We start from the raw sequence: 25,876 nt of genomic DNA, 5'->3' as shown, positions 1-25,876 counted from the left end.
GTGGCAGATGTGAGCAGCACTCCACATAGAACGAAAATATAAAAATAATCCATGAAAGAGCCTGCAAAGTATTTACGCGTTCTGGGCCTGCTGTTCCTGCTCGCCGCCGTGGTCGAGATGGGCTGGCTGCATGGCATGCTGCCGCTGGAGAATCGCCTGTCCGATTTTCTCGTCAGGCATCACGCCAGGAATCTCAGTCCGGATCCGGATATCGTACTCGTCAATATCGACGACGCCAGCCTGGCGCAGATGGAAAACATCGCAGGTAGCTGGCCCTGGCCGCGCTCCGTGCATGGCGAACTGGTGGAAGGCATCTCGCGCCAGCAACCGAAGGCCATCGTCTTCGACCTGCCTTTTGTCGAACGCGATGTCTATCGTCCAGAGAGCGATGCCCAGTTCAATCAGGCCTTGCAGGGCAAGCAAAACATCTATTTCCCGCTGGTGCGGCTACCCAAAGAACAGGATGGTGCAGGCCCTTTGCTCGCCCAGGTCGCCGGGCAGCTAGGCATACGGCACAGTGCCGGTGCCAATCCGGACGCGCACGCGGCGCTGATGCCGCCACTGGCAGTCAATCCCCAGTTCTGGCGCACCGGCACCATCAACTTTGCCAATGACAGCGACGGCGTAGGCCGGCGTTATGATTTATATACCGATATCCAGGGCTGGCTGCTCCCTTCGCTACCGGCTCGGATAGCGCAGGACCTGGGCTATCCGGTACCGCAGCAAGCGGATATGTTGCTGAGCTGGCGTGGCGGAAGCAGGGCGTTTACCCGGATTCCGTATGCCGAGCTGTATCAGGATTTCAATCGCGAGCATCCGCTACGCCGGGCAGACGAGTTGCGCGGAAAAATAGTCATCATAGGGACCGATGCATCGGCCTTGCATGATATCCGTGTCACACCGATCGCCAGCCTGTATCCGGGCCAGGCCATACTGGCGACGGCGATCGACAACCTGAAGAATCAGCGCATGATGCACAGGCCCCCGCGCTGGCTGGGAATGGCAGTCTGCCTGGACTTGCTGGCCGCCTTGTATGCGCAACTGTCCCGGCGCCGCTATGTGCTGAGGACAGGGCTTGCTCTTTTCTTGCTCAGCCTAAGCGGCCTTGCCGCCAGCTATCTGGCGTTGGACAGCCTGCTCGTGCTGCAATTGCTGACCCCGCTGACCCTTGCCTGGGCCTTTTACATCCTGTGCGCCTTGCAGGAATACCTGCGCGAGCGCAAATCGCGCCAGCAGGCGGTGCAGTTGTTCAGCCGCTTCGTCAATCCGCATGTGGTCAAGGAACTGGTGGCCAGCGGCGGGCTCAGCCGCGCCGGAGAAAGCCGCCAGATCACCGTGCTATTTTCGGACATACGCGGGTTTACCGGTTTGGCTGAGAACCGCACACCGCAGGAAGTAGTGAGCTTATTAAATCGCTATTTTTCACTGCAGGTGGAAGTCATTTTCCGGCACGGAGGCTCGCTGGATAAATTCATCGGCGACTGCATCATGGCCTTCTGGGGCGCTCCGCTGGATGACGAACAGCATGCGCTGAATGCAGTACAGGCAGCGCTGGAAATGAGCCGGGTGCTGCAGCAGTTCAAACAGGAATTGGGAGAGCAGGACAAGGACTTCGACGTCGGCATAGGCCTGCATTCGGGCCCTGCCGTGGTAGGCCTGATAGGTTCGGAGCAGCGGCGCGAATACACCGCGATAGGCGACACCGTGAACCTGGCCAGCCGCATTGAGGGACTGACCAAAGAGGTGGCCGGCATCCTGCTTTCCAGAGAGACCATGTTGTTATGCGGAGGCGCCCTTGACTTTGCCCTTGCGGGCTCCTATAAGGTGAAGGGAAGAGAACAAGAAGTCGAGCTGTATACGCCGACAGAAAAGAGCGAGAGATGAAGCGACTATTAGCCTTATTTTTACTGGCTTTGGGGTGCATCGCCCATGCCAAGGATGCCGTCATCAAGGAGTATGCATATACGGTACGCTCAACGGAACTGAAATCCACTCCGTTTAACGACTCGACGACCATCTCCCGCCTGGCCGAAAATAATAAAGTGGAAATCATCATGCGCAAGGCCGCCTGGACCCAGGTCAAGGCCGAGACGCTGACAGGCTGGGTAAAAATGCTGAGCCTGCGCTTCGGCGATGCGACGCCACCGCCCAAGAATGAAACCAGCGGTCTGCAATCCATGTACAACCTGGTCACCACCGGCAAAAGCGGCAGCACCGTCACCACCGGCACCCGCGGCCTGGATGAGAAAAAACTGATCGCGCCCAGCCCCAATCCCAAGGCTTTTGACGCGATGCGCACCTACGCGGTCAGCAAACCGGACGCGCAGAAATTTGCGAAGACTGAAAAACTGGATGCCCAGAGCATCGAATATGTCAGCGCCTCGGGAGGAAAAAAATGAAAAATAAATTCCTGCGTCCGCTGGCGGCCGCCATAGGCCTTGCCTGCGCCGGCTGCGTCGCCCCCATGCTAGCTCCGTCACTGGCCCCCGTGCTGGTACAGAATGTGGACATGAACAAGGTCATGAAAAGCGTCGATAGTGCCAGGGACATGGTCAGCGACATCAGCGACGCCCAGGAAGTCGTACTGGGGCAAGGTATCGCCAGCAATTTGCTGGGTGTAGCGCCGCTATTGCAGAACCAGCGGGTGCAGCGTTATGTGAATAGTGTAGGCCGCTGGCTGACACTGCAGACTGATCGCCCCGACCTGCCCTGGACTTTCGCCGTGCTGGATGACGGCGAGATCAACGCCTTTGCCGCGCCAGGTGGCTATATCGTGATTACGCGCGGCCTGCTGATACGGATGAAGAGCGAAGCCGAACTGGCCGGCGTGCTCGCACATGAAATTTCCCACGTACTGAAAAGGCATCACCTGCAAGCGATCAGGAAAGCAGCAGGCGCCAGCCTGGCAACCGACCTGCTGGCTTTCGGCGCGGAGAAAAAAGGAGTCAGCCCGGAACTGATCAAATGGGCCAATGCCGGCACCGAGCTGTATACCCGCGGCCTGGACAAGGACGATGAGCTGGAGGCCGACCGCATGGGCGTCGTGATCGCCGCCAGGGCAGGCTATGACCCGTATGGCTTGCCGGCAGTGCTGCAAGCACTGGAGGCCATCAACCCAGGCGATCCCGGCCTTGCGCTGCTGTTCAGAACCCACCCCACGCCTGCAACCAGGTTGGCAGCTCTGGATACTGCGATGAGTCCGGCCTTTGAGCGTTTTGACAAGCTGCCAACCGTGCCCTCGCGTTTCACCGCATCCATTGCGGCTGTCAGCAGGAAGTGAAGGCTCCCGCGCCCATATCCTCGCGCGCGCGAAAGCAAGGCCTGGGAAAGAAAAAACCCACCGTTATTACTAACGATGGGTCTTTAATGGTGCCGGCTGCCGGAATCGAACTGGCCACCTGATGATTACAAGTCAACTGCTCTACCAAATGAGCTAAGCCGGCGAAACTTTTGAAATTGCGTTGATTTCTCAATCAATCTCGAAGAACAACATTATAGGCTACTTTATTATTTTTAGCGAGGGCTTTCCTGCTTTTTTTTGTGTTTCTGCAGAATTTTTTATTTCTGCCTGATTCTTCTCGCCGCTGTTATCTGTTTGTACAGCAGCTAGGCCTATAGACCGGGCCGGTTGTTCCACGGGAATTTCCTCGGCCAACTCTTGTTCTTCCTCTTCCGTCGGGCCTATGTCAAACGCCATGCCTTGGCCGTTTTCGCTGGCGTATACTGCCTGCACATTCTCGACTGGAACATAAATATCGCGCGACACGCCGCCGAACCGTGCTTTGAAGGTCACGGCTTCGTTATCCATCTTCAGGCCACTGGTCGCGCCAAAGCTGATGTTCAGTACGATTTCGCCATTGCGCACAAACTCCATAGGCACGCGCACGGCGCTGCCATGGACTTTCACCGCCAGATAAGGCGTATAGCCATTATCGGTGCACCATTCATAAATGGCGCGCATGAAATAGGGTTTGGTTGAAATTTCTGACATACCTGGTTTCGGACACCGGCTTATGCCTGTAAATCCGGCTTCCTTTAATTTTTATTGTAGAAGAATAGTCGCTGCTCTAAAAAACACAAGGCTGACGTGATATTCCTGTCAGCCTTGCTCTTTAGTGGGTGCAACAATTAACGGCGCATGACTTTCTCGGAAGGAGTCAGCGCTTCAATATAGGCTGGGCGCGAGAAGATGCGCTCAGCATATTTCATCAATGGTGCAGCAGTCTTGGACAGCTCGATGCCATAGTGATCCAGACGCCACAGCAGCGGTGCAACCGCCACATCCAGCATGGAGAACTCATCGCCCAGCATGTATTTGTTCTTGACGAACAAAGGCGCCAGCGTCGTCAGGCGGTCGCGGATTTCTGCGCGGGCCTTGTCCTGTACTTTGGCGGATGCGGTAGATTTGTCGTTTTCCAGCGTGTGAACGTGGATAAACAATTCTTTTTCAAAATTGAACAGCATCAGGCGGGCGCGCGCGCGCATCAGCGGATCAGCCGGCATCAACTGAGGATGCGGGAAACGCTCATCGATGTATTCATTGATGATGTTGGATTCATACAGGATCAGGTCGCGTTCCACCAGAATAGGCACTTGGCCGTACGGGTTCATGGTGGAAATATCTTCCGGCTTGTTGAACAGATCTACATCACGAATTTCAAAATCCATGCCTTTCTCGAACAAGACGAGGCGGCAACGTTGTGAAAATGGGCAGGTAGTGCCCGAGTAGAGAACCATCATTTTTATAGTTCCTTAGAAACAATTAGGGCGAGGCGCCCACTCTTATGCGCCTCACCCTGGGATAAACATCTGCTTACGAGGATAAAAAGCAGATGACTTGAGAATGGCGTTGACTGACCGAATATTGGGATTTTTTCGTCAAAATCAATGCCGTCAGGCTTACGCCCCTTACTTTACTTCTTTCCAATAGGATGCATTCAGGCGCCATGCCAGAACACTCAGGCCAGCCAGGAACAGCAACACGAAAACGCCCAGACGTTTGCGGTCATTCTGTGCCGGCTCACCCATCCATTGCAAATAAGCGACAAGATCGGTTACTTCACTGTCGAACTCAGCTTCTTTCAGCTTGCCAGGAGTAACAGTTTCAAATCCGGCAAATGTATGCACTGTTTTGCCGTGCTCATGCGGATCTTCCTGCTCTACAAACTTGGCATTGCGAACACCTTGCAATTCCCACAATACGTGCGGCATGCCGACGTTAGGGAATACCAGGTTGTTCCAGCCGGTTGGACGGCTGTCGTCCTTGTAGTAGGTACGCAGGTAAGTATACAGCCAATCTGCACCGGAACCAGCTTCGGATGCCTTGGAACGGGCGATCACGGACAGGTCTGGAGGCACAGCGCCAAACCATGCTTTCGCATCTTTAGGCGCCATTGTGTTTTTCATCAGATCGCCGACTTTTTCGCCGGTGAACAATAAATTGTCCTTGATCTGCTCATTGGTCAGGCCGATGTCGCGCAAGCGGTTGTAACGCATTGCCGATGCCGAGTGGCAGTTCAGGCAATAGTTGACGAACAGCTTGGCGCCATTTTGCAGGGCAGCCAGATCAGTGGTGCGGTTTTCTGCGTGATCCAGCGGATACCCACCTTCATTGGCCAGCGCAAACACTGGAACAAAGGCAAGCACAGCGATCATTTTTTTAATTAATTTCATGCTTATCATTCCTTTTGATGCTTAGTGTGCAGAAAATGTCACGCGCTTAGGCACAGGCTTGAACGTGCCCATTGTGCTCCACCATGGCATTAACAGGAAGAAACTGAAGTAGATCACCGTGCACACCTGCGAGATACGTTCAAACAGTGGGGACGGTGGTTGAATACCGAGGTAACCCAGAGTAATGAAGGAAATACCAAACACGATAAGCAGGTATTTGTGCCAGTCCGGGCGATAGCGGATCGACTTCGCCGGGGATTGGTCCAGCCAAGGCAAGGCGCCCAAGATCACCACGGAAGAGCCGAACAGTACCACGCCCCAGAATTTTGCTTCCAGGCCGAAAGGCATCATGCCGATGATCATCAGCAGGCCCAAGACCGCGATACCTGCCTTAACGATGCCTGGCAGCTTGGACTTCAGGTAAACCAGACTGACATAGGCAACGATACCGGCCATCACTACATACAGGAACTCGGAAGTGGTCGCACGCAGGATCGAATAGAAAGGCGTGAAGTACCAGGTAGGAGCGATGTGCGGAGGTGTTTTCAGCGAATCGGCAGGGATGAAGTTGTTATATTCCAGGAAATAACCGCCCATTTCAGGAGCAAAGAAAACCACTGCGCTGAAGATGACCAGGAACACTGTCACGCCAAAGATGTCGTGTACAGAGTAGTAAGGATGAGAAGGAATCGAATCCACAGGATGTCCGTCCGGGCCGAGGTTTTCTTTCACTTCGATACCGTCAGGATTGTTGGAGCCGACTTCATGCAAAGCGATCAAGTGAGCAGCCACCAGACCCAGCAGGATCAGAGGAATCGCGATCACGTGGAAAGCGAAGAAACGGTTCAGGGTTGCGTCGGAAACTACATAGTCGCCGCGTATCCACAGGGACAGGTCAGGACCGATGAAAGGGATGGCACCGAACAAGTTAACAATAACCTGTGCGCCCCAGTAGGACATCTGGCCCCATGGCAGCAGGTAGCCCATGAAAGCTTCGCCCATCAGGCACAGGAAAATCGCAAAACCGAATACCCAGATCAGTTCGCGCGGCTTGCGGTAGGAACCGTACAGCAGCGCACGGGTCATGTGCAGGTACACGATGATGAAGAAGGCGGAAGCGCCGGTCGAGTGCATGTAGCGCACCAGCCAGCCCCATGGCACATCACGCATGATGTATTCAACCGAAGCGAACGCGAGGTTGGCGTCCGGCTTGTAATGCATGACCAGGAAGATACCGGTGACGATCTGGATCACCAGCACCAGCATCGCCAGCGAACCGAAGATATACCAGAAGTTGAAGTTCTTTGGAGCGTAGTAATTGCCCCATTGATCATTCCACAGCTTGGTCAGCGGAAAACGGGAGTCGACCCAGTTCAGGGCCTTGGCAGCGACAGGGGCGTCAGCCGGCAGTTTTTTCTCAACAAAAGCCATGATGATTAAGCCTCGCCTTTCTCATCTTTACCGATGATAACTTTGGTATCCGACAGGAACATATAGCGCGGAACGTCCAGGTTTTGAGGCGCTGGCTTGTTTTTGTAAACGCGGCCGGCCAGATCGAACGTAGAACCGTGGCAAGGGCACAGGAAGCCGCCTGCCCAGTCGTCCGGCAGGGATGGCTGGGCGCCAGCCTGGAACTTGGAGCTTGGGGAGCAACCCAGGTGGGAGCAGATACCCACGGTCACCAGCAGTTCGCTATGTTCTTTACGGGAGCGCGCCTGGTTTTTGCAATACTCAGGCATGTCCATGGTAAATGGTTTTTCCGACTTGGGATCGGCGACCTTGTCTTCGGTCTTGGCCAGGCTGGCCATCATCTCCGGAGTACGTTTCAGTATCCAGACGGGCTTACCGCGCCATTCAAACACCTTCATCTCACCCGGTTTCAAATCCGAGATATCTGCTTCTACAGGCGCACCGGCGGCTTTTGCACGCTCAGATGGCTGGAAAGTGCTGACCAGTGCCCCTGCGGTTGCCAATCCAGCCACACCACCCGCCGCACACGTGGCGACGAGCAAGCCGCGACGGCCGGAATCGACCTGCTTTTCGATACTCATACCAACCCCAATCTGTCAAAATTCAAAACTTTTATCAAGCTTAAACGGAACTTCTAGCAACCCTAAATTATAAAGGAGCAGAGTGTGGTTTTAAAGAAAAACATTTCTCATGTTGGCAACAGATACGACATTTTTGACAAATATATGATTATTTTTTCGCCAATTAATAATGATTCTTATTTGAATTAAGTTTTTATCGTTTGGAAACTAAATTTAACAAGCCCGCCCTCATTTTTCTGCAATAGACCGTTAGAATATTGCTACTTTGCTATAAAAGCGAAGACGGCAGCAAGCATGATCAATTTTCTGAAGGAGTCGTTATGGGTATGATGCAAGAATTCAAGGCATTCGCAAGCAAGGGTAACGTGGTGGACCTGGCTGTCGGTGTCATCATAGGCGCCGCCTTCGGCAAAATCGTCGATTCGCTGGTTGGCGACATTGTCATGCCTATCGTCGGCAGGATTTTCGGGGGGCTGGACTTCTCCAACTACTACCTGCCGCTGAATGGGCAGGCTGCGACGATGACCTTGGTGGAAGCAAAGAAAGCCGGCGCGGTACTGGCCTATGGCAATTTCATCACGATCTCGCTGAATTTCCTGATACTGGCCTTCATCATCTTCCAAATGGTGCGCCTGTTCAATAAAATGAAGAAAGACGAGCCGGTCGCCGAGGCGCCACCGGCAGTGACACCGGAAGATGTGCTGCTATTACGCGAAATCCGCGATGCACTGAGAAAATAAGCTGCTGCAAGCCTGCTCACAAGCAGCAAGCAGCGTACTTTGCAAAAAAAAGCTGGCAATGCCAGCTTTTTTTATTTCCGCATCATTCGGGCAGCTACACCGGATTGTCGATATCGACAAAGTGGTGCGTAATGCCAAACTGCTGCGCAATATGCCTGCCCAGCGCCTGCACGCCATAGCGCTCAGTCGCATGGTGCCCGCAAGCAATGTAGGCAACGCCGGATTCGCGCGCCAGATGCACAGTGGGCTCCGATATCTCGCCGCTCAGGTAAACCCGGGCACCGGCTGCAATGGCGTCTCCCAGCATATTCTGCGCTGCCCCCGTACACCAGCCCACTCTGGCTGACGCGCCCAGCTTCTGTGCCGGATCGCCTATCAGCAGCGGCACCCTGCCCAGCCGCTGCTCTATCCGGGCCGCCAGATCGCCCAGCGTTGCCGCGCCGGTGTCCACGGTGCCCAGCCACCCCAGATCGTCATCGCCAAAGCGCGCATCCGGCACCAGGCCCAATACGTCTGCCAATTGCGCGTTATTTCCCAGTTGCGGGTGCATATCCAGCGGCAAATGGTAGGCAAACAGAGAAATGTCATTCTCCAGCAGCAACTTCAGCCTGCGCTGTTTTTGCCCTATGACCCGCATGTCTTCGCCGCGCCAGAAATAGCCGTGGTGCACCAGTATCGCGTCGGCCTGCAGCTCTACCGCGGCCTGCAGCAAGGCCAGGCTCGCGGTCACCCCGCTGACCAGCACTTTAATCTCGCTGCGCCCTTCCACCTGCACACCATTTGGGCAATAATCACGAAACCGCGATATTTGTAGCTCGGAGGCTAGAAATTCAGACAAGTGATCCCTATCTACGATCCTGTCAGCCTGTTGTTTTCCCTGCTCGCTTATTAAGCCCTTACTCATACTAAGTCCTTACTCATATTTCACCCGGTATTTGATCCTATGCGACGTCTATGGCTTTTGTTTGCGCAAACCGTCACTGTCGGTTTGGCCCTGTGGTTCATTGTAACCACCTTGAAACCCGATTGGGCAAATTCGGCCATCGCCAACCGCGGCATACGCGTCGCGTCCTCGACGGTGGCAATGCAGGAGGCCCCGGCCACCAGCGTCCCTTCGCAGGGGTCTTATCGCGATGCGGCCAAACGGGCGATGCCGGCCGTCGTCAACATCTATACCGCCAAGGAAATCCGCCAGCCAAATAATCCGCTGCTGAACGATCCTTTTTTCAAAAAATTTTTCGGCGACCAATTGAATCGCCAGCAGCCTGAGCGCCAGTCCAGCCTGGGTTCCGGCGTTATCGTCAGCCCGCAAGGCTATATCCTGACCAATAACCACGTGGTGGAAGCTGCCGACGAAATCGACGTGGTGCTGCCGGATGGCCGCAAGGCGGCGGCCAAGGTCGTAGGCACGGATCCGGAGACCGATCTGGCCGTCATCAAGATAGAACTGGATAACCTGCCTGCCGTGACCCTCGGGCACTCGGACAAGGCCAGCGTAGGCGACGTGGTGCTGGCGATAGGCAATCCCTTCGGCGTGGGCCAGACCGTGACCATGGGCATTATCTCGGCACTGGGCCGCAACCACCTGGACATCAATACCTTTGAAAACTTTATCCAGACCGATGCGGCAATCAACCCCGGCAATTCAGGCGGTGCACTGATCGACGTCAACGGCAACCTGCTGGGCATCAATACCGCGATCTATTCCCGCACTGGCGGCTCGCTGGGCATAGGCTTCGCCATTCCGGTCACCACGATCAAGACCGTGATGGATTCCATCATCAGCACCGGCCAGGTCACACGCGGCTGGATAGGCGTGGAGCCGCAAGACATCACGCCGGAACTGGCGGACAGCTTCGGCATTCCGCAAAAATCCGGCGCCATCATCGCCGGTGTCATACGCGGTGGCCCGGCCGACAAGGCGGGCATCAAGCCTGGCGATATCCTGGTCTCGATAGAAGGCCAGGAAGTGGCAGATACCACCGCCATGCTGAACCTTATCGCGCAGTTACAGCCCAACCAGAAGGCCAAGATCACGGTAATGCGTAATGGCCATGAAACCGCGCTCAGCGTACTGATAGGCAAACGCCAGAGATCCCGCCGCGAGGAATAATTCCCTGCAGGCCCAACACTACAGACAAGTATAGATAAATACAGACATGCATATCCGTGACCTGAACCGCTTCCTGTTTGAACTCTCAGAAAACAATAACCGCGCCTGGTTTGTGATGAACAAGCCACGCTACGACATCCTGCGCGCGGAATTCCTGCAACTGGTGACCAATCTGGTTGCCGAGATCAGCAAGTTCGATCCGGCGATCCTGGGCTGCGAGCCGAAAAAGGCGCTGTTCCGCATCAACCGCGATATGCGTTTTTCTGCAGATAAATCACCGTACAAGACTTATTTTTCAGCGTCCATCCTGCCCAGCGGCCGTAAGAAACCCAGCGATGGCGGTGGCCCGGCTTATTACTTCCAGATCAATGCCCAAGGTGAGTTGTTGTATGCGATCGGCGAATACATGCCGCCATCGGATCGCCTGAAGAATATCCGCAACCAGATCGTGGCCGACCCGGATGGCTTCGGCAAGATGATCAAGAACAAGACGATGAAGAGTGTTTTTGGCGGTTTGCAGGAAGAAGGCAAGCTGACCCGCCCGCCGAAGGGCTTCAGCGAAGACTTGCCGCATATGGAATACATCAAGCTCAAGGGCTACATGGTCTGGACCGAGGTAACGACCAGGGACATGAACCCGGATACCCTGGAAGCCACACTGGTGAAAGGCTTTAAAGCCGGCTACCCGCTGGCAACCTGGCTAAGGACAGCGTCCTTCTCCGCCTGAACGCAAGCCCACCTCAGTCTCGCCTCAAGCCCAGCCGCTGCAAATCGAAAGATCAGGAAGCCTGATCTTCTTCCGGCGCCTGGGTCACCCGCACAAAGACCGGCGCCACCAGCAAACCCAGTTCAAACAGCAGCCACATCGGAATCGCCAGCGAAAACTGGCTGACAACATCCGGCGGCGTGACCACGGCGGCGACCACAAATGCGCCGACGATCACGTAAGGACGGATATCCTTTAACTGCTTCAGCGTTACCAGGCCCATGCGCACCAGCACCACGACGACGATGGGCACCTCAAAGGTGACGCCAAAGGACAGGCACATCGTCATGATGAAATCGAGGTAGTTTTCTATATCCGGCGAGACCGTGATCGACGTCGGCGCGAAGTCGCTGATGAACCGGAACACCCGGCCGAAAACAAAGAAATAGCAAAAGGCGACGCCGGCCATGAACAGCAGGGATGACGAGATCACCAGCGGCGCGACCAGTCTTTTTTCATGCGTATACAAGCCGGGAGCGATAAAAGCCCAGGCCTGGTACAACACCCAGGGCAAAGCCAGTAGAAAGGCCAGCACCAGCGTGACTTTCATCGGCACCAGGAAAGGCGAAATAACGCCGGTAGCGATCATCTTGGAGCCGGCCGGCAGCGAGGCTATCATTGGCTGCGCCAGGAAGTCGTAAATCGCCGAAGGGCCGGGCCAGATGAACAGGCCCGCGCATACGATCGCGATGCCTATTGAAGCCTTGACCAGGCGGTCGCGCAATTCGACCAGATGGGAGATAAAGGTGTCTTGCGGTCCCTGCGTATCTTGATCACTCAGTTGATCGCTCATGCAAGGTCCATTACGGAGGGTGAATACGGGAACATGGGGAAGGTTTTAAAAAAAACTTGCGGGTGTAGCACGCTTGGCACGGTGCCTGGCCATTCTGGCGGCGCCTGACATCACATGCGCGCGGCGGCCGGTCTGGTTTTTATACCATCCTGGGACTGCCGAGGTACGCGCCAGCTTTTTGCGGCGGAAATCTTTGGCTTTCAGTGCCAGATCGCCGATCGTGGCGGTATCGGATGAACTGCCCGTACCACGCTCGCCATCCCAGGCCGAATGGATTTCATTTTCAACTTCGGACATGCCCTGCGAAATCGACTGCCCTACTTCCTGCGCAGCCTCCTGCACGTCTTTTTGCATCTTGCGCAGCTCTTCCAGCTCAATCTCGCGGCTGACCTCGGATTTCACTTCATTGATGTAGCGCTGCGCACGCCCAAACAGCGTACCAGCCATACGGGCTACCTTGGGCAGCTTTTCAGGGCCAATGACGACCAGCGCAACCGCGCCTATCAATGCCAGCTTGGTTAAACCGAGATCAATCATGGAGTTTGCCCGCGGACGGGTTCAGCCGGTAAATTAGCGCCATCAGTGCTTCGCTTTTTCCTTGGCTTCGACGTCTATCGTGCTTTTGTCTGCCACCTGGGATGGAGCTTGCGCAGGCTTGTCTTCTTCGTCCGCGCCTTTTACGCCATCCTTGAAGCCTTTGACTGCCTTGCCCAGGTCGGAGCCGATATTGCCCAATTTCTTGGTGCCGAATATCAACATCACGATGACCAGCACAACCAGCCAGTGCCAAATACTAAATGAACCCATGTTTTCTCCTAATGAGAGCAATGCTCTCCCGTCTATGATGAAATGAAATGCGGAACCGTTTGCCCGGTTTCCTGCCTCAGGGCAATCAGATCAGCGCTGGCCGCGCCAGGGCTTGGGACCGCCTATCACATGTATATGCAGATGATACACCTCTTGCCCGCCGTCAGGCCCGGTATTGATCAGCGTCTTGTAGCCGCCCGACAAACCGCCATCGGCATCCTTTTTCAGGTCGCATCCCTGCTCCCTGGCAATTTTTGGAGCCAGAGCCAGCATTTTACCCAGCAAAGCCTCATCTTGCGCACCGGCATCGCTCAGTGTTGCAATATGTTTCTTTGGGATAATCAGGATATGGACAGGGGCGGCAGGATTGATATCCTTGAAGGCCAGTAAATCCTCATCCTCATATACCGCCGCCGACGGTATTTGTTTTGCAGCTATCTTGCAGAAAAGGCAGTTATCCACGTTAACCCTGTTCAAAAAGAATTATTGGCTAGTTTTGTTTGACTCTTGCTGGTCCCGTAATTCATCCTTGCGTGCGGCTTTTTCTTCTATGCCGGAAATGCCTTCGCGCCGGGCCAGCTCATTCAATACATCCTGTGGCGTCAGATTATAGTGCGCCAGCATGACCATGCTGTGAAACCACAGATCGGCGCATTCATACAATAACTTGGAATTATCGCCGGAGACGCGCGCGTCCTTGGCGGCCATGACGGTTTCGGTCGCTTCCTCGCCTATTTTTTTGAGGATAGCATCATCCCCCTTGGCAAACAGGCGCGATACATAGGATTTGTCCGGGTCGCCGCCATTGGCCAGCTTGCGCGATTCGATCACGTCTGCCAGGCGCTGCAAAGTTACACTCATTTGTACACGCTCTCCGGATCTTTCAATACCGGATCCACAACCTGCCACTCGCCGTCAGCGGCATTACCTTCAAATTTCTGGAAAAAACAGGAATGCCGGCCGGTATGGCAGGCAATGCTGTCCACCTGCTCTACCTTCAGCAAGACCACGTCTTCATCGCAATCCAGGCGGATCTCTATGACTTTCTGGATATGCCCGGACTCTTCGCCTTTATGCCACAGCTTCTTGCGTGAACGGCTCCAATAGACAGCTTCACCCAGTTCCACCGTCCTGGCCAGCGCGTCGCGGTTCATCCAGGCGAACATCAGTACATCATTACTCTTTGCTTCCTGCGCGATGACAGGCACCAGGCCATGCTCATCCCATTTGACCTTGTTCAACCATTTTGCGTGTATGCCCGACATCATGCCAACCTCATCGGTATCTGCTGTGCAGCCATGAATTGCTTGGCCTCTTGCACTGTGTGTTGTCCGTAATGAAAAATGCTGGCGGCAAGTACCGCGTCCGCGCCGCCCAGCTTGATCCCGTCGGCCAGATCCTGCAGGTCGCCGACGCCGCCCGAGGCTATCACCGGAATGCTGACTGCGTCCGACACCGCACGCGTCAATCCCAGGTCAAAACCGACCTTGGTGCCATCCCTGTCCATGCTGGTCAGCAGTATCTCGCCGGCTCCCAGCCTGGCCATATTCCTGGCCCACTCCACTGCATCAAGGCCGGTCGCATTGCGGCCGCCGTGCGTGAAAACTTCCCATTTGCCGGGCGCGGTCTGCTTCGCATCAATGGCAACCACAATGCACTGGGAGCCGTACTTTTGCGCTGCGTCCGCCACCAGTTGAGGATTGGTGATGGCCGAAGTATTGATGCTGACCTTGTCCGCGCCGGCATTCAGCAAGCGCCGCACATCCGCTACCTGCCGTACTCCGCCGCCTACCGTCAGCGGGATAAATACCTGCGACGCCACTGCTTCAATGATCGGCAATATCAGGTCGCGTCCATCCGACGAGGCGGTAATGTCCAGGAAAGTGATTTCGTCGGCACCCTGCTGGTCATAGCGACGAGCAATTTCCACCGGGTCGCCGGCGTCGCGCAACTCCTGGAAATTGATGCCCTTGACAACCCTGCCCGCCGTCACGTCAAGGCAAGGGATAATGCGTTTGGCCAGCGTCATAATGGATTACTCTTCATCTTCATCAACATCGCCGCTTAATTCATCGGCCCTGTCCTGCGCGGTGGACAGATCCAGCGTGCCTTCATAAATGGAACGCCCGCAAATAACCGCTTCTATGCCTTCGCCCTGTACTGCGCACAAGGCTTCCACGTCATCGATATTGTGCACGCCGCCGGATGCGATCACAGGAATCTTGACCGCCTGTGCCAGCTTGACCGTCGCCTCGATATTCACGCCGCCCATCATGCCGTCACGGCCGATGTCGGTATAGACAATCGATTCCACACCATAGCTTTCAAACTTGACGGCCAGGTCTATCACCTCATGGCCGGACAATTTGCTCCAGCCGTCGGTCGCCACTTTACCGTCCTTGGCATCCAGGCCGACGATGATCTGGCCCGGGAAGGCGCTGCAGGCATCCGCCAGGAAACCGGGATTCTTGACCGCAGCGGTACCGATGATGATGTAGCTGAGGCCGTCATCCAAATAGCGCTCTATCGTGTCCAGGTCACGGATACCGCCGCCCAGTTGCACCGGGATTTCTTCGGTATCGGTTTCTTCCGCGTAGTCGCGTACAGCCTGGATGATGGCCTTGACCGCCGCCTCATTCTTGGGCTTGCCGGCAAACGCGCCGTTCAAGTCCACCAGATGCAAACGGCGTGCTCCCTGTTTTAACCAATGCCGCGCCATTTCGGCCGGGTCTTCGGAAAATACAGTGGCTTGGTCCATATCGCCTTGTTTCAGGCGAACACAGTGACCGTCTTTCAGGTCGATGGCAGGAATGAGCAGCATGGCTGGATGAGTTACTAGTGAAGTTAATGAGTTTGACTATTTGTTTGACGATTTCACTCGTCGGCTTGAACCTGGTTTACATCTCGAAACTAAGGATTCCAGTGTACAAAATTTTTATATAGTTGCAATCCGGCAGCAGCACTTTTTTCCGGATGAAACTGGGTCGCAAAAATATTATCCCTGGCTACCGCGCACGCAAACGGTGCGCCATAGTCGGTCATACCCACAGTATGACTGGACTCGGCCGGCCTTGCATAATAGCTGTGCACGAAATAAAAATAGCTTTGGTCGGCGATACCGCTCCACAAAGGATGTGCCTTGCCCTCATGCATGGATTGCTGCACGCGGTTCCAGCCCATCTGCGGCACCTTGAAACGTGAGCCGTCTTCCTGCAACTGGCCATCCAGCTGGAAGCGCAAGACCTTGCCGGGCAATAATCCCAGACCTGGCGTATCGCCTTCTTCACTAAGATCGAATAGCATCTGCTCACCGACGCACACGCCGAACAGCGGTTTTTTCAGCGCCGCCTCCAGCACGGCTTCCTGTACGCCGGACTCGCGCAGGCTTTGCATGCAATCATGCATGGCACCCTGGCCCGGCAAGACAATGCGGTCGGCATCGCGGATATCGGCCACTTCGCCGGAGACGCGTACATCCACCTCGGGAGCAACCGCGCGCAGGGCTTGCGCCACCGAGCGCAGATTGCCCACACCGTAATCAACTACAACAATTTTTTTCATGTTCAGATTTAAGCAATGTCAGAGCACGGACACGGCTCTGGCTGGCGTTCTATGATCCCCTGGCTACAGGCTACCCTTGGTAGAAGGAATGGTACCGGCGGAACGAGGGTCCAGCTCAGCGGCCATGCGCAGCGCGCGGCCAAAGGCCTTGAATACGGTTTCGCATTGATGATGGGCATTCTCGCCGCGCAGATTGTCGATATGCAATGACACCAGCGCATGATTGACAAAGCCCTGGAAGAATTCATGGGTCAGGTCAACGTCGAATGCGCCTATCATCGAGCGCTTGAAGGGTACATGGAATTCCAGGCCGGGACGCCCGGAGAAATCAATCACCACGCGGGACAGAGCTTCATCCAGTGGCACATAGGAGTGGCCATAGCGGCGTATGCCTTTTTTGTCGCCTATCGCAATCGCGAAGGCCTGGCCCAGCGTGATACCCACATCTTCCACTGTATGGTGGGCATCGATATGCAAATCGCCGTCAGCCTCAATCTCCAGGTCGATCAGGCCATGCCTGGCGATCTGGTCCAGCATATGATCCAGGAAAGGGACGCCTGTATTGAGCTTTTGTTTTCCGGTGCCATCCAGATTGATCGCAACACGAATCTTGGTTTCGTTGGTATTGCGGCTTACTTCGGCGGTGCGTTGGGCTTGCATGATGATAGGTAGAAGGCTAGGTTCTTGGTACGAGTTTAACACCAATGTGGCGCTCCGCAATTGTCTCATCAATCACGGAGACAGCCTCAAAGCGATGCAGAAAGTGCGTCCAGCAGGGCGGCATTTTCTTCTGGAGTGCTGACCGTGATGCGCAGGCAATTCTCCAGCAGAGCATGCATTTTACCCATATTTTTGACTAAAATTTTATGTTCTAACAATTTAGCAAATGCTTGTTCGGAATTTGGTACACGAACCAACAGAAAATTCGCCGCCGATGGAAATACGCTGACTCCCGGCAAGGCAGCCAATGCAGCCGCCAGCTTGCCTCTTTGCTCACGTAATTGAGCCGCCTGCGCATCCAGCACATCCACATGCTGCAATACGAACTCTGCCGCCGCCTGGGTCAGTACATTGATGTTGTAGGGCGGCCTCACCTTGTCGAACTCGCCCATCAGCGCCGCGCTACCGGACATATAGCCCAGGCGTATGCCCGCCAGGCCCAGTTTGGACACCGTGCGCATTACCACCAGATTATCGAATTTCGGCAACAAGGGCATGAAGCTGGCCTGCGCAAACGGCTGGTAGGCTTCATCCACCACCACCACGCCGCTATTACCTACCGCGGCAATAATTTCCAGCATGTCATCTTTATCAAACAGATTACCGGTAGGATTGTTTGGGTAGGCCAGGTAAACGACGGCCGGGCTATGCTGCGCAATCGCAGCCAGCATGGCCGCCTTGTCCAGGCTCAGATCTGCGGCAAGCGGTACGCCGACAAATTCCAGTCCTGCAAAACGGGCCGACATTGCATACATGACAAAGCCCGGTACTGGGGCCAGCACTTTGGCGCCCGGCTTGGCGCAAGCCACTGAGATCATCGAGATCAATTCATCCGAACCATTGCCCAGCACGACCGGAAATCCGGCCGGCACGCCCAGCTTGTCGCTGATTGCCTGTTTCAGCACCGCATAGGACGGTACCGGGTAGCGGTTCATTGCCACGTCAGCCAGGCGCTGCGCCAGTTGCTGCTTCAAGCCCTCCGGCAAGGTGTACGGGTTTTCCATTGCATCCAGCTTCACAAAGCCGGATGAGTCGGCGACATGGTAGGCAGACAGGCTGCGTACTTCGGGACGGATGATGTTTTCTATCAGGGACAAAATATGCTCCATGCGGCGAATCAATTGCCGTCATTAAATAAGGTGGAAACCGCAATACCAGTACAACGGCTTCCTGCGCATTAAATGTAGAGCCTGGATTTGCTCTTGTTGAATCCTGGGCTCGATAAAGCCCTGTGGATCGCTCCCGGACAAACTCCGGGCTGAATTTGCTTGCTTCTTTGCTTGCTGGTCTGCTCTGTTTAGCTGTCCTGCCTAGGCCACGCCCAGACTTGCTTCCGGCTCCGGCCTGTCATCCTGCAAGCGCTGCTCTATCATCGCGCAATACTCGGGATTCAATTCAAAACCGACATAATCGCGGCCGCAACGCCTGGCCGCCACTGCGGTAGTGCCACTACCCAGGAACGGATCCAATACCACGCCGCCCACCGGACAGGATGCCTTGATGATGCGCTCTATGATCTCCAGCGGCTTTTGCGTGGGGTGCTCTTCCCGTTCCGGATGTTCCCTGTGCAGGCGCGATACGCTCCACACGTCCTTGGGATTGAAACCCATCTCCAGCCACTTGGCGCCTTCAAATATCTTGCGCGACCTGGCCTTCTTGGTTTCCGCATCATAAGGAATGCGGATCGCATCCAGATCGAAATAATAATCCTTGGCTTTCGCAAAGAAACCTATCGTGTCATGCACGGATGAAAACTTGCGCGTGCTGCCGCCCATGGACGGAACCCGCCGGTCCCAGATGATTTCATTGACCATCGTCATGCGCTGCTTCAGCAGCACGAAGACTTCCGGCGAATAGCGCCAGGTCAGGAAAATATACAGGCTGCCGTTAGCTTTCAGCTTGGGCAAGGCCAGGTCTATCCACTGTTCCATCCACTGCAGGTATTCAGCCGACTCCATCTTGTCGGAGTCGTTGCCGTAATCCTTGCCTAGCCCATACGGCGGATCTGCCACCAGCAGATCCACGCTGCCATCGGGAATCCGTGCCAGCCCCTGTAGCGCGTCCTCGCAAAAAATACGGTTACGCCAGACGGCGTCCAGTGTCTTCATTTCAGCCTGTATTCGGCGCTGCGGGCATGCGCCTGCAAACCTTCGCCATAGGCCAGCTCTGCCGCCACGCGGCCCAGCGTCTGTGCACCCTGCTCGCTGACATGGATAATGCTGGAGCGCTTCTGGAAATCATACACGCCAAGCGGCGATGAAAAACGCGCGGTACGCGAAGTGGGCAAGACGTGATTCGGTCCTGCGCAGTAATCACCCAAAGCCTCGGAAGAAAAACGGCCGAGGAACATCGCGCCAGCATGGCGTATCAGGTCAGCCCACTGCTGCGGGTTTTCGGCGGAGATTTCCAGATGCTCGGCTGCGATGCTATTGGCGATCTCGCAGGCTTCCTGCATATCCCTGACCTTGATCAGCGCGCCGCGGTTCGCCAGCGAAGTACGGATCACGTCCTTGCGCGGCATGCCGTCCAGCAGTTTGAGAATGCTTGCCTGCACCGCTTCAATATAGGCCGCATCCGGACACAGCAAAATGGATTGCGCCAGCTCGTCATGCTCGGCTTGCGAGAACAAGTCCATAGCGACCCAGTCCGGGTCCGTCGTGCCATCGCAAATCACAAGAATCTCGGAAGGGCCGGCGATCATGTCTATGCCTACGGTACCGAACACGCGGCGCTTGGCAGCTGCCACATAGGCATTGCCGGGGCCGACGATCTTGTCCACCTGCGGTATCGTTGCAGTGCCATAGGCCAATGCACCGACAGCCTGCGCGCCGCCTATCGTGAATACGCGGTCAACACCGGCGATCACCGCAGCAGCCAGCACCAAAGGATTCTTTACGCCGTCCGGCGTGGGCACGACCATGATGATTTCCTGCACGCCGGCCACCTTGGCCGGAATTGCATTCATCAGCACCGATGAGGGATAAGCGGCTTTACCGCCGGGCACATAGATACCGACGCGATCCAGCGGCGTCACTTTCTGGCCCAGCACAGTGCCGTCGGCTTCGGTATAGCTGAAACCGGCGGAGCCGCATTCTTGTTTTTGCCGTTCGTGGTAGCTGCGCACTCTGGCGGCTGCCGTTTCTAGCGCGGCACGGCGTTCAGGCGCCAGTGAAGCCAGTGCCTGCTGCATTTCCTGTTGCGACAATTCCAGCGCCTGTACCGAACTCGCGCTCATGCGATCAAAGCGATTGCTTGCATCCAGCACGGCCGCATCACCGCGTGATTTGACGTCTGCCAGTATCTGCGCGGCAGCGCGGTCTATCGCCTCATCTTCGCTGGCCTCAAAAGCCAGTAAAGCAGAAAGCTTCGCCTTAAAATCCGCTTGCGCTGAATCCAGTCTGGAAATGGGTAAAGACATAATGTTCTCGATCAGGTACAGGCTAGTATGTGTTGTCTTGCTTGCTGTGCTGCTTGCGATGTTGCTTGCTTTGCTGCTTTTTGTACTGTTTTTTACTACTTATTGCGCGAGGCGCTTTCAAACGCATCCAGGATAGGCTGCAGGCGTTCGCGCTTCAATTTCAATGCCGCCTGATTCACCACCAGGCGCGAAGAAATTTCCATGATGTGTTCCACTTCGACCAGATTATTCGCGCGCAAGGTGCTGCCGGTACTGACCAGATCCACGATCGCATCGGACAAGCCCACCAGCGGCGCCAGCTCCATGGAGCCGTACAACTTGATCAGGTCCACGTGCACGCCTTTGCTGGCAAAATGTTCGCGGGCAGTTTCCACATATTTGGTGGCTACGCGCAAACGGGCGCCCTGGCGTACGGCGTTCTGGTAATCGAAACCGGCGGACACCGCGACCGACATCCTGCATTTGGCAATCTTCAGGTCGATAGGCTGGTACAGGCCTTCTCCGCCATGCTCATACAGCACGTCCTTGCCGGCCACGCCGAAGTCCGCCGCGCCGTATTGCACATAGGTCGGCACATCGGAAGCGCGCACGATGATCACCCGCACTTGCGGATCATTGGTTTGCAGGATCAGCTTGCGCGAGGTTTCCGGATCTTCCGTCACCTTGATGCCTGCTGCTTCCAGCAGCGGCAGGGTTTCTTCAAAAATACGCCCTTTGGATAAAGCCAGGGTCAGTTGCTGGGACATGGATGGCTCTTTTCTGTTGCTTGTAGCTTTAAGATTGCGTTACTTGATGCGGTGGATATTGGCGCCGACGCCGGACAACTTCACTTCCATCCTGTCGTAGCCGCGGTCCAGGTGATAAATGCGGTCTATCAGGGTTTCGCCCTCTGCCGCCAGACCTGCAATGACCAGCGATGCAGATGCGCGCAAGTCGGTCGCCATCACGGGCGCACCGATCAGCTTCTCTACCCCGGTCACCATTGCTGTGTGGCCGTCGATTTCAATCGCAGCACCCAGGCGGTTCATTTCCTGCACATGCATGAAGCGGTTTTCAAAAATGGTCTCGGTCACGCGGCTGCTGCCTGCCGCGATGCAGTTCAGCGCCATGAACTGCGCCTGCATGTCGGTAGGAAAGCCCGGGTATTCGGTAGTACGGAAACTGACGGACTTGGGGCGGCCGCTCATTTGCGCGCGTATCCAGTCCGGGCCGGTTGTGATCACGAGGCCTGCCTCGCGCAGCTTGTCCAGCGCTACATCCAGAATGTCGCTGCGTACATTGCGCAAGGTAATATCGCCACCGGCTGCACCTACTGCGCACAGGAAGGTTGCGGTCTCGATACGGTCGGCGATCACGGTGTGCGTGGCGCCATGCAGGCGCTCCACACCCTGGATCACCAACCTGTCGGTGCCTATGCCTTCGATCTTGGCGCCCATCGCTACCAGCAGGTTGGCCAGGTCAGTTACTTCCGGTTCGCGCGCAGCGTTTTCCAGCACGGTCTCGCCTTCGGCCAGCGTTGCCGCCATCAGCAAGTTTTCAGTACCGGTCACGGTGATCATGTCGGTGACCACGCGTGTGCCCTTCAATTTCTTGGCTTTGGCATGGATATAACCGGCCTCGATCGTGATTTCAGCACCCATCGCCTGCAGACCCTTGATGTGCTGGTCCACAGGACGCGATCCTATTGCGCAGCCGCCAGGTAGGGACACCTTGGCCTCGCCGAAGCGCGCCACCAACGGCCCCAGCACCAGGATGGACGCGCGCATGGTTTTCACCAGGTCATATGGCGCTTCCAACTGGGTGATATCGCCGCCGTTCAAGGTAACAACACCATCCTGCTGCGTCACTTGCAACCCCATCTGGCGCAACAGCTTCAGCATCGTTGATACGTCTTGCAGCGAAGGCACATTGTGCAAGACCACGTCATCGGCAGTCAGCAGGCCGGCACACAAAATAGGCAGCGCAGCGTTTTTCGCACCAGAGATAGACACATCGCCAGCCAGGCGCTTACCGCCGGTAATCAGTAATTTATCCATTATTTTGCAAATTCTTCAGGGGTCAGGGTTTTCATCGACAGCGCATGGATTTCTTCCCGCATGCGGTCGCCCAATACTGCGTACACTATTTGATGGCGCTGGATCAGCCGTTTGCCGGCAAAAGCGCCGGATACGATGACAGCATTGAAATGCTGGCCGTCGCCCTCCACTTCCAGGTGCGAGCATTCCAGCCCGGCAGCGATATAGGTCTTGATTTGTTCAGGTGTAGGAAACACGATTCATTCTCTCAATAATTCAGCCAGGCATGCCGGCAATTGCCACGCTCATTGGCACTAGTGCCTGAGCTTGTATCCACGCTTCAGCATTTGCACCGCCAGCGTTGCCAGCAATGCAAAAAATATGGTGACCACGGTCAGGCTCAATACCGGATCCACGTCCGACTGTCCGAAGAAACCGTAACGGAACCCATCTATCATGTAGAAGAAGGGGTTGAAATGCGATACGGTCTGCCATACGCCAGGCAGTGAGTGGATAGAGTAAAACACGCCCGACAGGAAAGTGGCCGGCATGATCAAAAAGTTCTGGAACGCCGCCAACTGGTCGAATTTCTCTGCCCAGATACCGGCGATCAAGCCCATGGTACCCAGCATTGCCGCGCCTAGCAATGCAAAAATGACTATCCATAGCGGCGCAACGAAAGACAGCTTCGCCAGCCAGGCCGTGACGATGAAGACGCCGGTCCCCACCGCCAGACCGCGCACGATGGCAGCCAGTACGTAGGCGCTAAATAATTCCCAGTGCGACAAGGGCGGCAGCAGTACGAATACCAGGTTGCCGGTGATCTTGGACTGTATCAGCGACGATGAGGAGTTGGCGAAAGCATTTTGCAGCACGCTCATCATCACCAGTCCGGGAATCAGGAAGGCGGTGTATTTGACACCCGGATAGACCTGCACATGCTCATCCAGCGCGTGGCCGAAAATCAACAGGTACAGCAAGGCCGTCATGATGGGTGCGGTAATGGTCTGCGTCGCAACTTTCCAGAAACGCAGGATTTCCTTATAAAACAGGGTCTGAAAGCCTACCATTATTTGCCACCATCCATGATTTGCAGGAACACATCTTCCAGGTCCGCCTGCTTTAATTGCATATCTTCTATCGTGCAGCCTGCCGTACGCAAAGCGGCCAGGATAGGCTCCACTTCCGCATAGTCGTTCACGCGCAATACGTATTCATTGGTGCTTGTATGATGCATCAGCAAATCCTTCAGGCTGTCCGGCAGCACGCCTTGCGACAGGCGCAGCACCAGCTGCGAACCCGCGATACGCTTGATCAGCGCCGAGGTGGAATCCAGCGCCACGACCTTGCCGAATTTCAGCATCGCAATGCGATTGCACAAAGCCTGCGCCTCTTCCAGATAGTGCGTGGTCAGCACCACCGTGTGGCCTTCCTTGTTCAGGCTGGCAATGAACTTCCACAAGGTCTGGCGCAGCTCCACGTCAACGCCGGCAGTGGGCTCATCCAATACGATGACGGGCGGCTTGTGCACCAGTGCCTGTGCGACCAGCACACGCCTTTTCATGCCGCCGGACAAGGCGCGCATATTGGTATCGGCCTTATTGGTGAGGTCCAGGTGACCCATCACCTCGTCTATCCACTTGTCATTGTTTTTCAGGCCGTAATAGCCCGATTGCATGCGCAGGGTTTCGCGTACGGTGAAGAAGGGATCGAAGACCAGCTCCTGCGGTACGACGCCGAGATTGCGGCGCGCGGCGCGGTAATCGGTGACCACGTCGTGGCCCTGGATTTTGACGCTGCCGGAATCTGCCCGGTTCAATCCTGAAATAATGGATATCAGCGTGGTCTTGCCGGCGCCGTTCGGGCCTAGCAAACCGAAAAATTCGCCTTCTTCTATCGAAAGCGAGACGCCACCGAGCGCTTGCAGCGACTGGTAGCGTTTTTCTACATTGGTGATCTGGATGGCGGCCATGGCGGCTGAAGCACTTTACAAAATGGTCTGCTGAAAATTATCGCGGCATCCGCAAGGCACGCTTTCACTGCTTGCTTTCGCGGCATTGTCACCCATAATGGGCGAAAACCTTTGATTATAGGGGATTTTCAGTATCGAAGCCTGCATAGCTCATCGTATAAGCTAAGCAGCTTGGCTTGTGTGGGTCACGCTTGGTTTGCGCGGCCCCGGAAAGGCAGGGTCAATGTCGCTCTTGGTCTTCCAGCGCGAGCAGGTCGGTAACGCCGTACAGCGCAATCAGGCTGCGCAGGTTGTCTTGCACACCACGGAAAGTGGCAGTTTTGCCGGCAGCGACAGCGGCGCGCTGCCATGCCAGCATGACGGTCACGGCAACAGAGTCGACGACGGTATAGCGCGACATGTCGAAATCCGTGCTGCCGGCGGCAATCGCCACCAAGCCGGATTGCAGGATTGCCGTCGCGCTATTTACGTTGAGATCGTTCGCAGCTTGCATGCTCACTGTGCCGTTGCCTTGTTATCTTATTTAGCCGGTTTTGCAGGTGCAGCAGCCAGCTTCTTGTTCTTCTCGGTCAGAGTCTTGATCAGGCCATCGATGCCGGACTTGCTGATTTCAGAAGCAAAGCTGCCTTTGTAGGTTTCAACCAACCACGCACCCAATACATTGATGTCGAAGATTTTCCAGCCGCCCGGCGCTTTTTCCAGACGATAGCTCAACTGGATAGGTTCACCGCGCTTCTGGATCACCTGGGTGCGCACTTCCACTTCGGTATCCTCTGGAGCAGCGCGGAAAGGCTTGAACTCTACCTGCTGATCACGGATCTGGGCAATCGCACCGGAGTAGGTGTACACCAGCAGCGTGCGGAATTCGGTGACCAGCAGTTTTTGCTGCTCAGGAGTGGCTTCGCGCCAGCTCTTGCCGACTGCCAGGGAAGTCATGCGCTGGAAATTCACATAAGGCAGGATCTTGGCTTCAACCAGATCGTTGATACGCTTCTGGTTGCCGGCCTGGATGTCCTTGTCATTTTTGGCAGCATCGATCACCTCAGTGCTGATGCGCTTCACCAATTGATCGGCAGCCTCGTCGGCAGCCATGCTGTGGCCGGCAAACGCCAGCGTCGCGAATGCGAATATTACAAATTTATTAATCAGTTTTTTCATTTTTTTCTTCCCGGCGCGCAAAGCACGCATTTTTATTGTAAGCATTAAACCAGTTCAGACAGGCAACGGTTGACCGCTGTCACACTTGC

At 55.5% G+C, this 25,876-nt stretch carries 32 protein-coding genes and 1 tRNA gene; 6 read left to right on the top strand and 27 right to left on the bottom strand.

Annotated features, from left to right (window positions below; all coding sequences use genetic code 11):
• The first annotated feature begins 51 nt into the window (after positions 1–51).
• The 3 genes from IEW12_RS20555 to IEW12_RS20545 are packed head-to-tail and all read left to right on the top strand — an operon-like array spanning position 52 to position 3,280.
• A complete protein-coding gene (locus IEW12_RS20555; protein WP_188567961.1) occupies positions 52–1,884 on the top strand; it encodes an adenylate/guanylate cyclase domain-containing protein in 1,833 nt (610 codons plus the stop codon).
• A complete protein-coding gene (locus IEW12_RS20550) occupies positions 1,881–2,399 on the top strand; it encodes an SH3 domain-containing protein (RefSeq protein WP_188567960.1) in 519 nt (172 codons plus the stop codon). Before IEW12_RS20555 ends, IEW12_RS20550 begins: the two co-directional genes overlap by 4 nt.
• Positions 2,396–3,280 (top strand): M48 family metallopeptidase, encoded by an 885-nt coding sequence (locus IEW12_RS20545; RefSeq protein ID WP_229751250.1) that lies wholly within the window; start codon positions 2,396–2,398, stop codon positions 3,278–3,280. The genes IEW12_RS20550 and IEW12_RS20545 overlap by 4 nt, the downstream gene beginning before the upstream one ends.
• 87 nt (positions 3,281–3,367) lie before the next feature.
• Here IEW12_RS20545 and IEW12_RS20540 read toward each other — a convergent pair.
• From IEW12_RS20540 to petA, 6 genes are all read right to left on the bottom strand, one after another.
• Positions 3,368–3,443: transfer RNA gene (locus IEW12_RS20540), tRNA-Thr, on the bottom strand.
• Positions 3,444–3,499: 56 nt separating this feature from the next.
• Positions 3,500–3,991: a ClpXP protease specificity-enhancing factor gene (locus IEW12_RS20535; RefSeq protein ID WP_188567959.1), complete on the bottom strand. Its 492-nt coding sequence runs from the start codon at positions 3,989–3,991 to the stop codon at positions 3,500–3,502.
• 137 nt (positions 3,992–4,128) lie between these two features.
• Positions 4,129–4,740, bottom strand: coding sequence for a glutathione S-transferase N-terminal domain-containing protein (locus IEW12_RS20530; RefSeq protein ID WP_188567958.1), 612 nt, complete (start codon positions 4,738–4,740; stop codon positions 4,129–4,131).
• Positions 4,741–4,908: 168 nt separating this feature from the next.
• On the bottom strand, positions 4,909–5,673 hold the full coding sequence (locus IEW12_RS20525; protein ID WP_188567957.1) for a cytochrome c1: 765 nt from the start codon (positions 5,671–5,673) through the stop codon (positions 4,909–4,911).
• Between the two features lie 21 nt (positions 5,674–5,694).
• The gene (locus IEW12_RS20520) at positions 5,695–7,107 is read right to left on the bottom strand and encodes a cytochrome b (RefSeq protein WP_188568054.1); all 1,413 of its coding nucleotides are present in this window, start codon (positions 7,105–7,107) and stop codon (positions 5,695–5,697) included.
• Between the two features lie 2 nt (positions 7,108–7,109).
• Positions 7,110–7,724, bottom strand: a complete 615-nt coding sequence (gene petA / locus IEW12_RS20515; protein ID WP_188567956.1) for a ubiquinol-cytochrome c reductase iron-sulfur subunit — start codon at positions 7,722–7,724, stop codon at positions 7,110–7,112.
• Between the two features lie 320 nt (positions 7,725–8,044).
• Between petA and mscL the strand changes: the two genes are divergently transcribed.
• Positions 8,045–8,464 (top strand): large conductance mechanosensitive channel protein MscL, encoded by a 420-nt coding sequence (gene mscL / locus IEW12_RS20510; RefSeq protein ID WP_308789149.1) that lies wholly within the window; start codon positions 8,045–8,047, stop codon positions 8,462–8,464.
• A gap of 94 nt (positions 8,465–8,558) precedes the next feature.
• Here the strand turns inward: mscL and IEW12_RS20505 are convergent, their stop codons facing one another.
• Positions 8,559–9,368 carry a Nif3-like dinuclear metal center hexameric protein gene (locus tag IEW12_RS20505; RefSeq protein ID WP_188567955.1) on the bottom strand — a complete coding sequence of 270 codons (810 nt, stop codon included), beginning with the start codon at positions 9,366–9,368 and terminating at the stop codon, positions 8,559–8,561.
• Positions 9,369–9,407: 39 nt separating this feature from the next.
• Between IEW12_RS20505 and IEW12_RS20500 the strand changes: the two genes are divergently transcribed.
• Complete coding sequence (locus tag IEW12_RS20500) at positions 9,408–10,577, top strand: Do family serine endopeptidase (protein WP_188567954.1); 1,170 nt, start codon at positions 9,408–9,410, stop codon at positions 10,575–10,577.
• A 46-nt stretch (positions 10,578–10,623) separates the two neighbouring features.
• Positions 10,624–11,304: a DUF2461 domain-containing protein gene (locus IEW12_RS20495; RefSeq protein ID WP_188567953.1), complete on the top strand. Its 681-nt coding sequence runs from the start codon at positions 10,624–10,626 to the stop codon at positions 11,302–11,304.
• 52 nt (positions 11,305–11,356) lie between these two features.
• On the opposite strand, the gene tatC is transcribed toward IEW12_RS20495, so the two are convergent.
• The 20 genes from tatC to IEW12_RS20395 all read right to left on the bottom strand — a co-directional run bounded on the left by tatC (position 11,357) and on the right by IEW12_RS20395 (position 25,787).
• Positions 11,357–12,136 (bottom strand): twin-arginine translocase subunit TatC, encoded by a 780-nt coding sequence (gene tatC, locus IEW12_RS20490; protein ID WP_188567952.1) that lies wholly within the window; start codon positions 12,134–12,136, stop codon positions 11,357–11,359.
• A 45-nt stretch (positions 12,137–12,181) separates the two neighbouring features.
• Positions 12,182–12,673, bottom strand: coding sequence for a Sec-independent protein translocase protein TatB (tatB, locus tag IEW12_RS20485; protein ID WP_188567951.1), 492 nt, complete (start codon positions 12,671–12,673; stop codon positions 12,182–12,184).
• A 42-nt stretch (positions 12,674–12,715) separates the two neighbouring features.
• Positions 12,716–12,943, bottom strand: coding sequence for a Sec-independent protein translocase subunit TatA (gene tatA, locus IEW12_RS20480; protein WP_188567950.1), 228 nt, complete (start codon positions 12,941–12,943; stop codon positions 12,716–12,718).
• Positions 12,944–13,033: 90 nt separating this feature from the next.
• Positions 13,034–13,405 (bottom strand): histidine triad nucleotide-binding protein, encoded by a 372-nt coding sequence (locus tag IEW12_RS20475; RefSeq protein WP_188567949.1) that lies wholly within the window; start codon positions 13,403–13,405, stop codon positions 13,034–13,036.
• Between the two features lie 21 nt (positions 13,406–13,426).
• On the bottom strand, positions 13,427–13,804 hold the full coding sequence (locus IEW12_RS20470; RefSeq protein ID WP_188567948.1) for a phosphoribosyl-ATP diphosphatase: 378 nt from the start codon (positions 13,802–13,804) through the stop codon (positions 13,427–13,429).
• Positions 13,801–14,208, bottom strand: a complete 408-nt coding sequence (gene hisI / locus IEW12_RS20465) for a phosphoribosyl-AMP cyclohydrolase (RefSeq protein ID WP_188568052.1) — start codon at positions 14,206–14,208, stop codon at positions 13,801–13,803. The genes IEW12_RS20470 and hisI overlap by 4 nt, the downstream gene beginning before the upstream one ends.
• Positions 14,208–14,972, bottom strand: coding sequence for an imidazole glycerol phosphate synthase subunit HisF (hisF, locus tag IEW12_RS20460; protein WP_188567947.1), 765 nt, complete (start codon positions 14,970–14,972; stop codon positions 14,208–14,210). The genes hisI and hisF overlap by 1 nt, the downstream gene beginning before the upstream one ends.
• 6 nt (positions 14,973–14,978) lie before the next feature.
• Complete coding sequence (hisA, locus tag IEW12_RS20455; RefSeq protein ID WP_188567946.1) at positions 14,979–15,764, bottom strand: 1-(5-phosphoribosyl)-5-[(5-phosphoribosylamino)methylideneamino]imidazole-4-carboxamide isomerase; 786 nt, start codon at positions 15,762–15,764, stop codon at positions 14,979–14,981.
• An 89-nt stretch (positions 15,765–15,853) separates the two neighbouring features.
• Positions 15,854–16,504, bottom strand: a complete 651-nt coding sequence (gene hisH / locus IEW12_RS20450) for an imidazole glycerol phosphate synthase subunit HisH (RefSeq protein WP_188567945.1) — start codon at positions 16,502–16,504, stop codon at positions 15,854–15,856.
• A gap of 63 nt (positions 16,505–16,567) precedes the next feature.
• Positions 16,568–17,164, bottom strand: coding sequence for an imidazoleglycerol-phosphate dehydratase HisB (hisB, locus tag IEW12_RS20445; RefSeq protein ID WP_188567944.1), 597 nt, complete (start codon positions 17,162–17,164; stop codon positions 16,568–16,570).
• An 86-nt stretch (positions 17,165–17,250) separates the two neighbouring features.
• Entirely contained in the window at positions 17,251–18,333 is a 1,083-nt protein-coding gene (gene hisC, locus IEW12_RS20440; protein ID WP_188567943.1) for a histidinol-phosphate transaminase, read from the bottom strand.
• A 201-nt stretch (positions 18,334–18,534) separates the two neighbouring features.
• Entirely contained in the window at positions 18,535–19,332 is a 798-nt protein-coding gene (locus IEW12_RS20435; protein ID WP_188567942.1) for a DNA-methyltransferase, read from the bottom strand.
• Positions 19,329–20,642 (bottom strand): histidinol dehydrogenase, encoded by a 1,314-nt coding sequence (gene hisD, locus IEW12_RS20430; RefSeq protein WP_188567941.1) that lies wholly within the window; start codon positions 20,640–20,642, stop codon positions 19,329–19,331. Before hisD ends, IEW12_RS20435 begins: the two co-directional genes overlap by 4 nt.
• 95 nt (positions 20,643–20,737) lie before the next feature.
• Entirely contained in the window at positions 20,738–21,388 is a 651-nt protein-coding gene (hisG, locus tag IEW12_RS20425; protein WP_188567940.1) for an ATP phosphoribosyltransferase, read from the bottom strand.
• A 39-nt stretch (positions 21,389–21,427) separates the two neighbouring features.
• On the bottom strand, positions 21,428–22,678 hold the full coding sequence (gene murA / locus IEW12_RS20420; RefSeq protein ID WP_188567939.1) for a UDP-N-acetylglucosamine 1-carboxyvinyltransferase: 1,251 nt from the start codon (positions 22,676–22,678) through the stop codon (positions 21,428–21,430).
• Positions 22,678–22,914 carry a BolA family protein gene (locus IEW12_RS20415; protein WP_188567938.1) on the bottom strand — a complete coding sequence of 79 codons (237 nt, stop codon included), beginning with the start codon at positions 22,912–22,914 and terminating at the stop codon, positions 22,678–22,680. Before IEW12_RS20415 ends, murA begins: the two co-directional genes overlap by 1 nt.
• A gap of 57 nt (positions 22,915–22,971) precedes the next feature.
• Positions 22,972–23,727 (bottom strand): ABC transporter permease, encoded by a 756-nt coding sequence (locus IEW12_RS20410; RefSeq protein ID WP_188567937.1) that lies wholly within the window; start codon positions 23,725–23,727, stop codon positions 22,972–22,974.
• Positions 23,727–24,629: an ABC transporter ATP-binding protein gene (locus tag IEW12_RS20405; protein WP_188567936.1), complete on the bottom strand. Its 903-nt coding sequence runs from the start codon at positions 24,627–24,629 to the stop codon at positions 23,727–23,729. The genes IEW12_RS20410 and IEW12_RS20405 overlap by 1 nt, the downstream gene beginning before the upstream one ends.
• A 220-nt stretch (positions 24,630–24,849) precedes the next feature.
• Positions 24,850–25,122, bottom strand: a complete 273-nt coding sequence (locus tag IEW12_RS20400; RefSeq protein WP_188568051.1) for an STAS domain-containing protein — start codon at positions 25,120–25,122, stop codon at positions 24,850–24,852.
• A gap of 26 nt (positions 25,123–25,148) precedes the next feature.
• Entirely contained in the window at positions 25,149–25,787 is a 639-nt protein-coding gene (locus IEW12_RS20395) for an MlaC/ttg2D family ABC transporter substrate-binding protein (RefSeq protein WP_188567935.1), read from the bottom strand.
• Between the last annotated feature and the right edge of the window lie 89 nt (positions 25,788–25,876).

This window comes from Parundibacterium terreum, assembly GCF_014636315.1.
GTDB classification, from domain to species: Bacteria; Pseudomonadota; Gammaproteobacteria; order Burkholderiales; family Burkholderiaceae_D; genus Undibacterium; species Undibacterium terreum.
The sequence above is the reverse complement of the archived record's forward strand: the minus strand, read 5'-3'. Positions and strand labels throughout refer to the sequence as shown.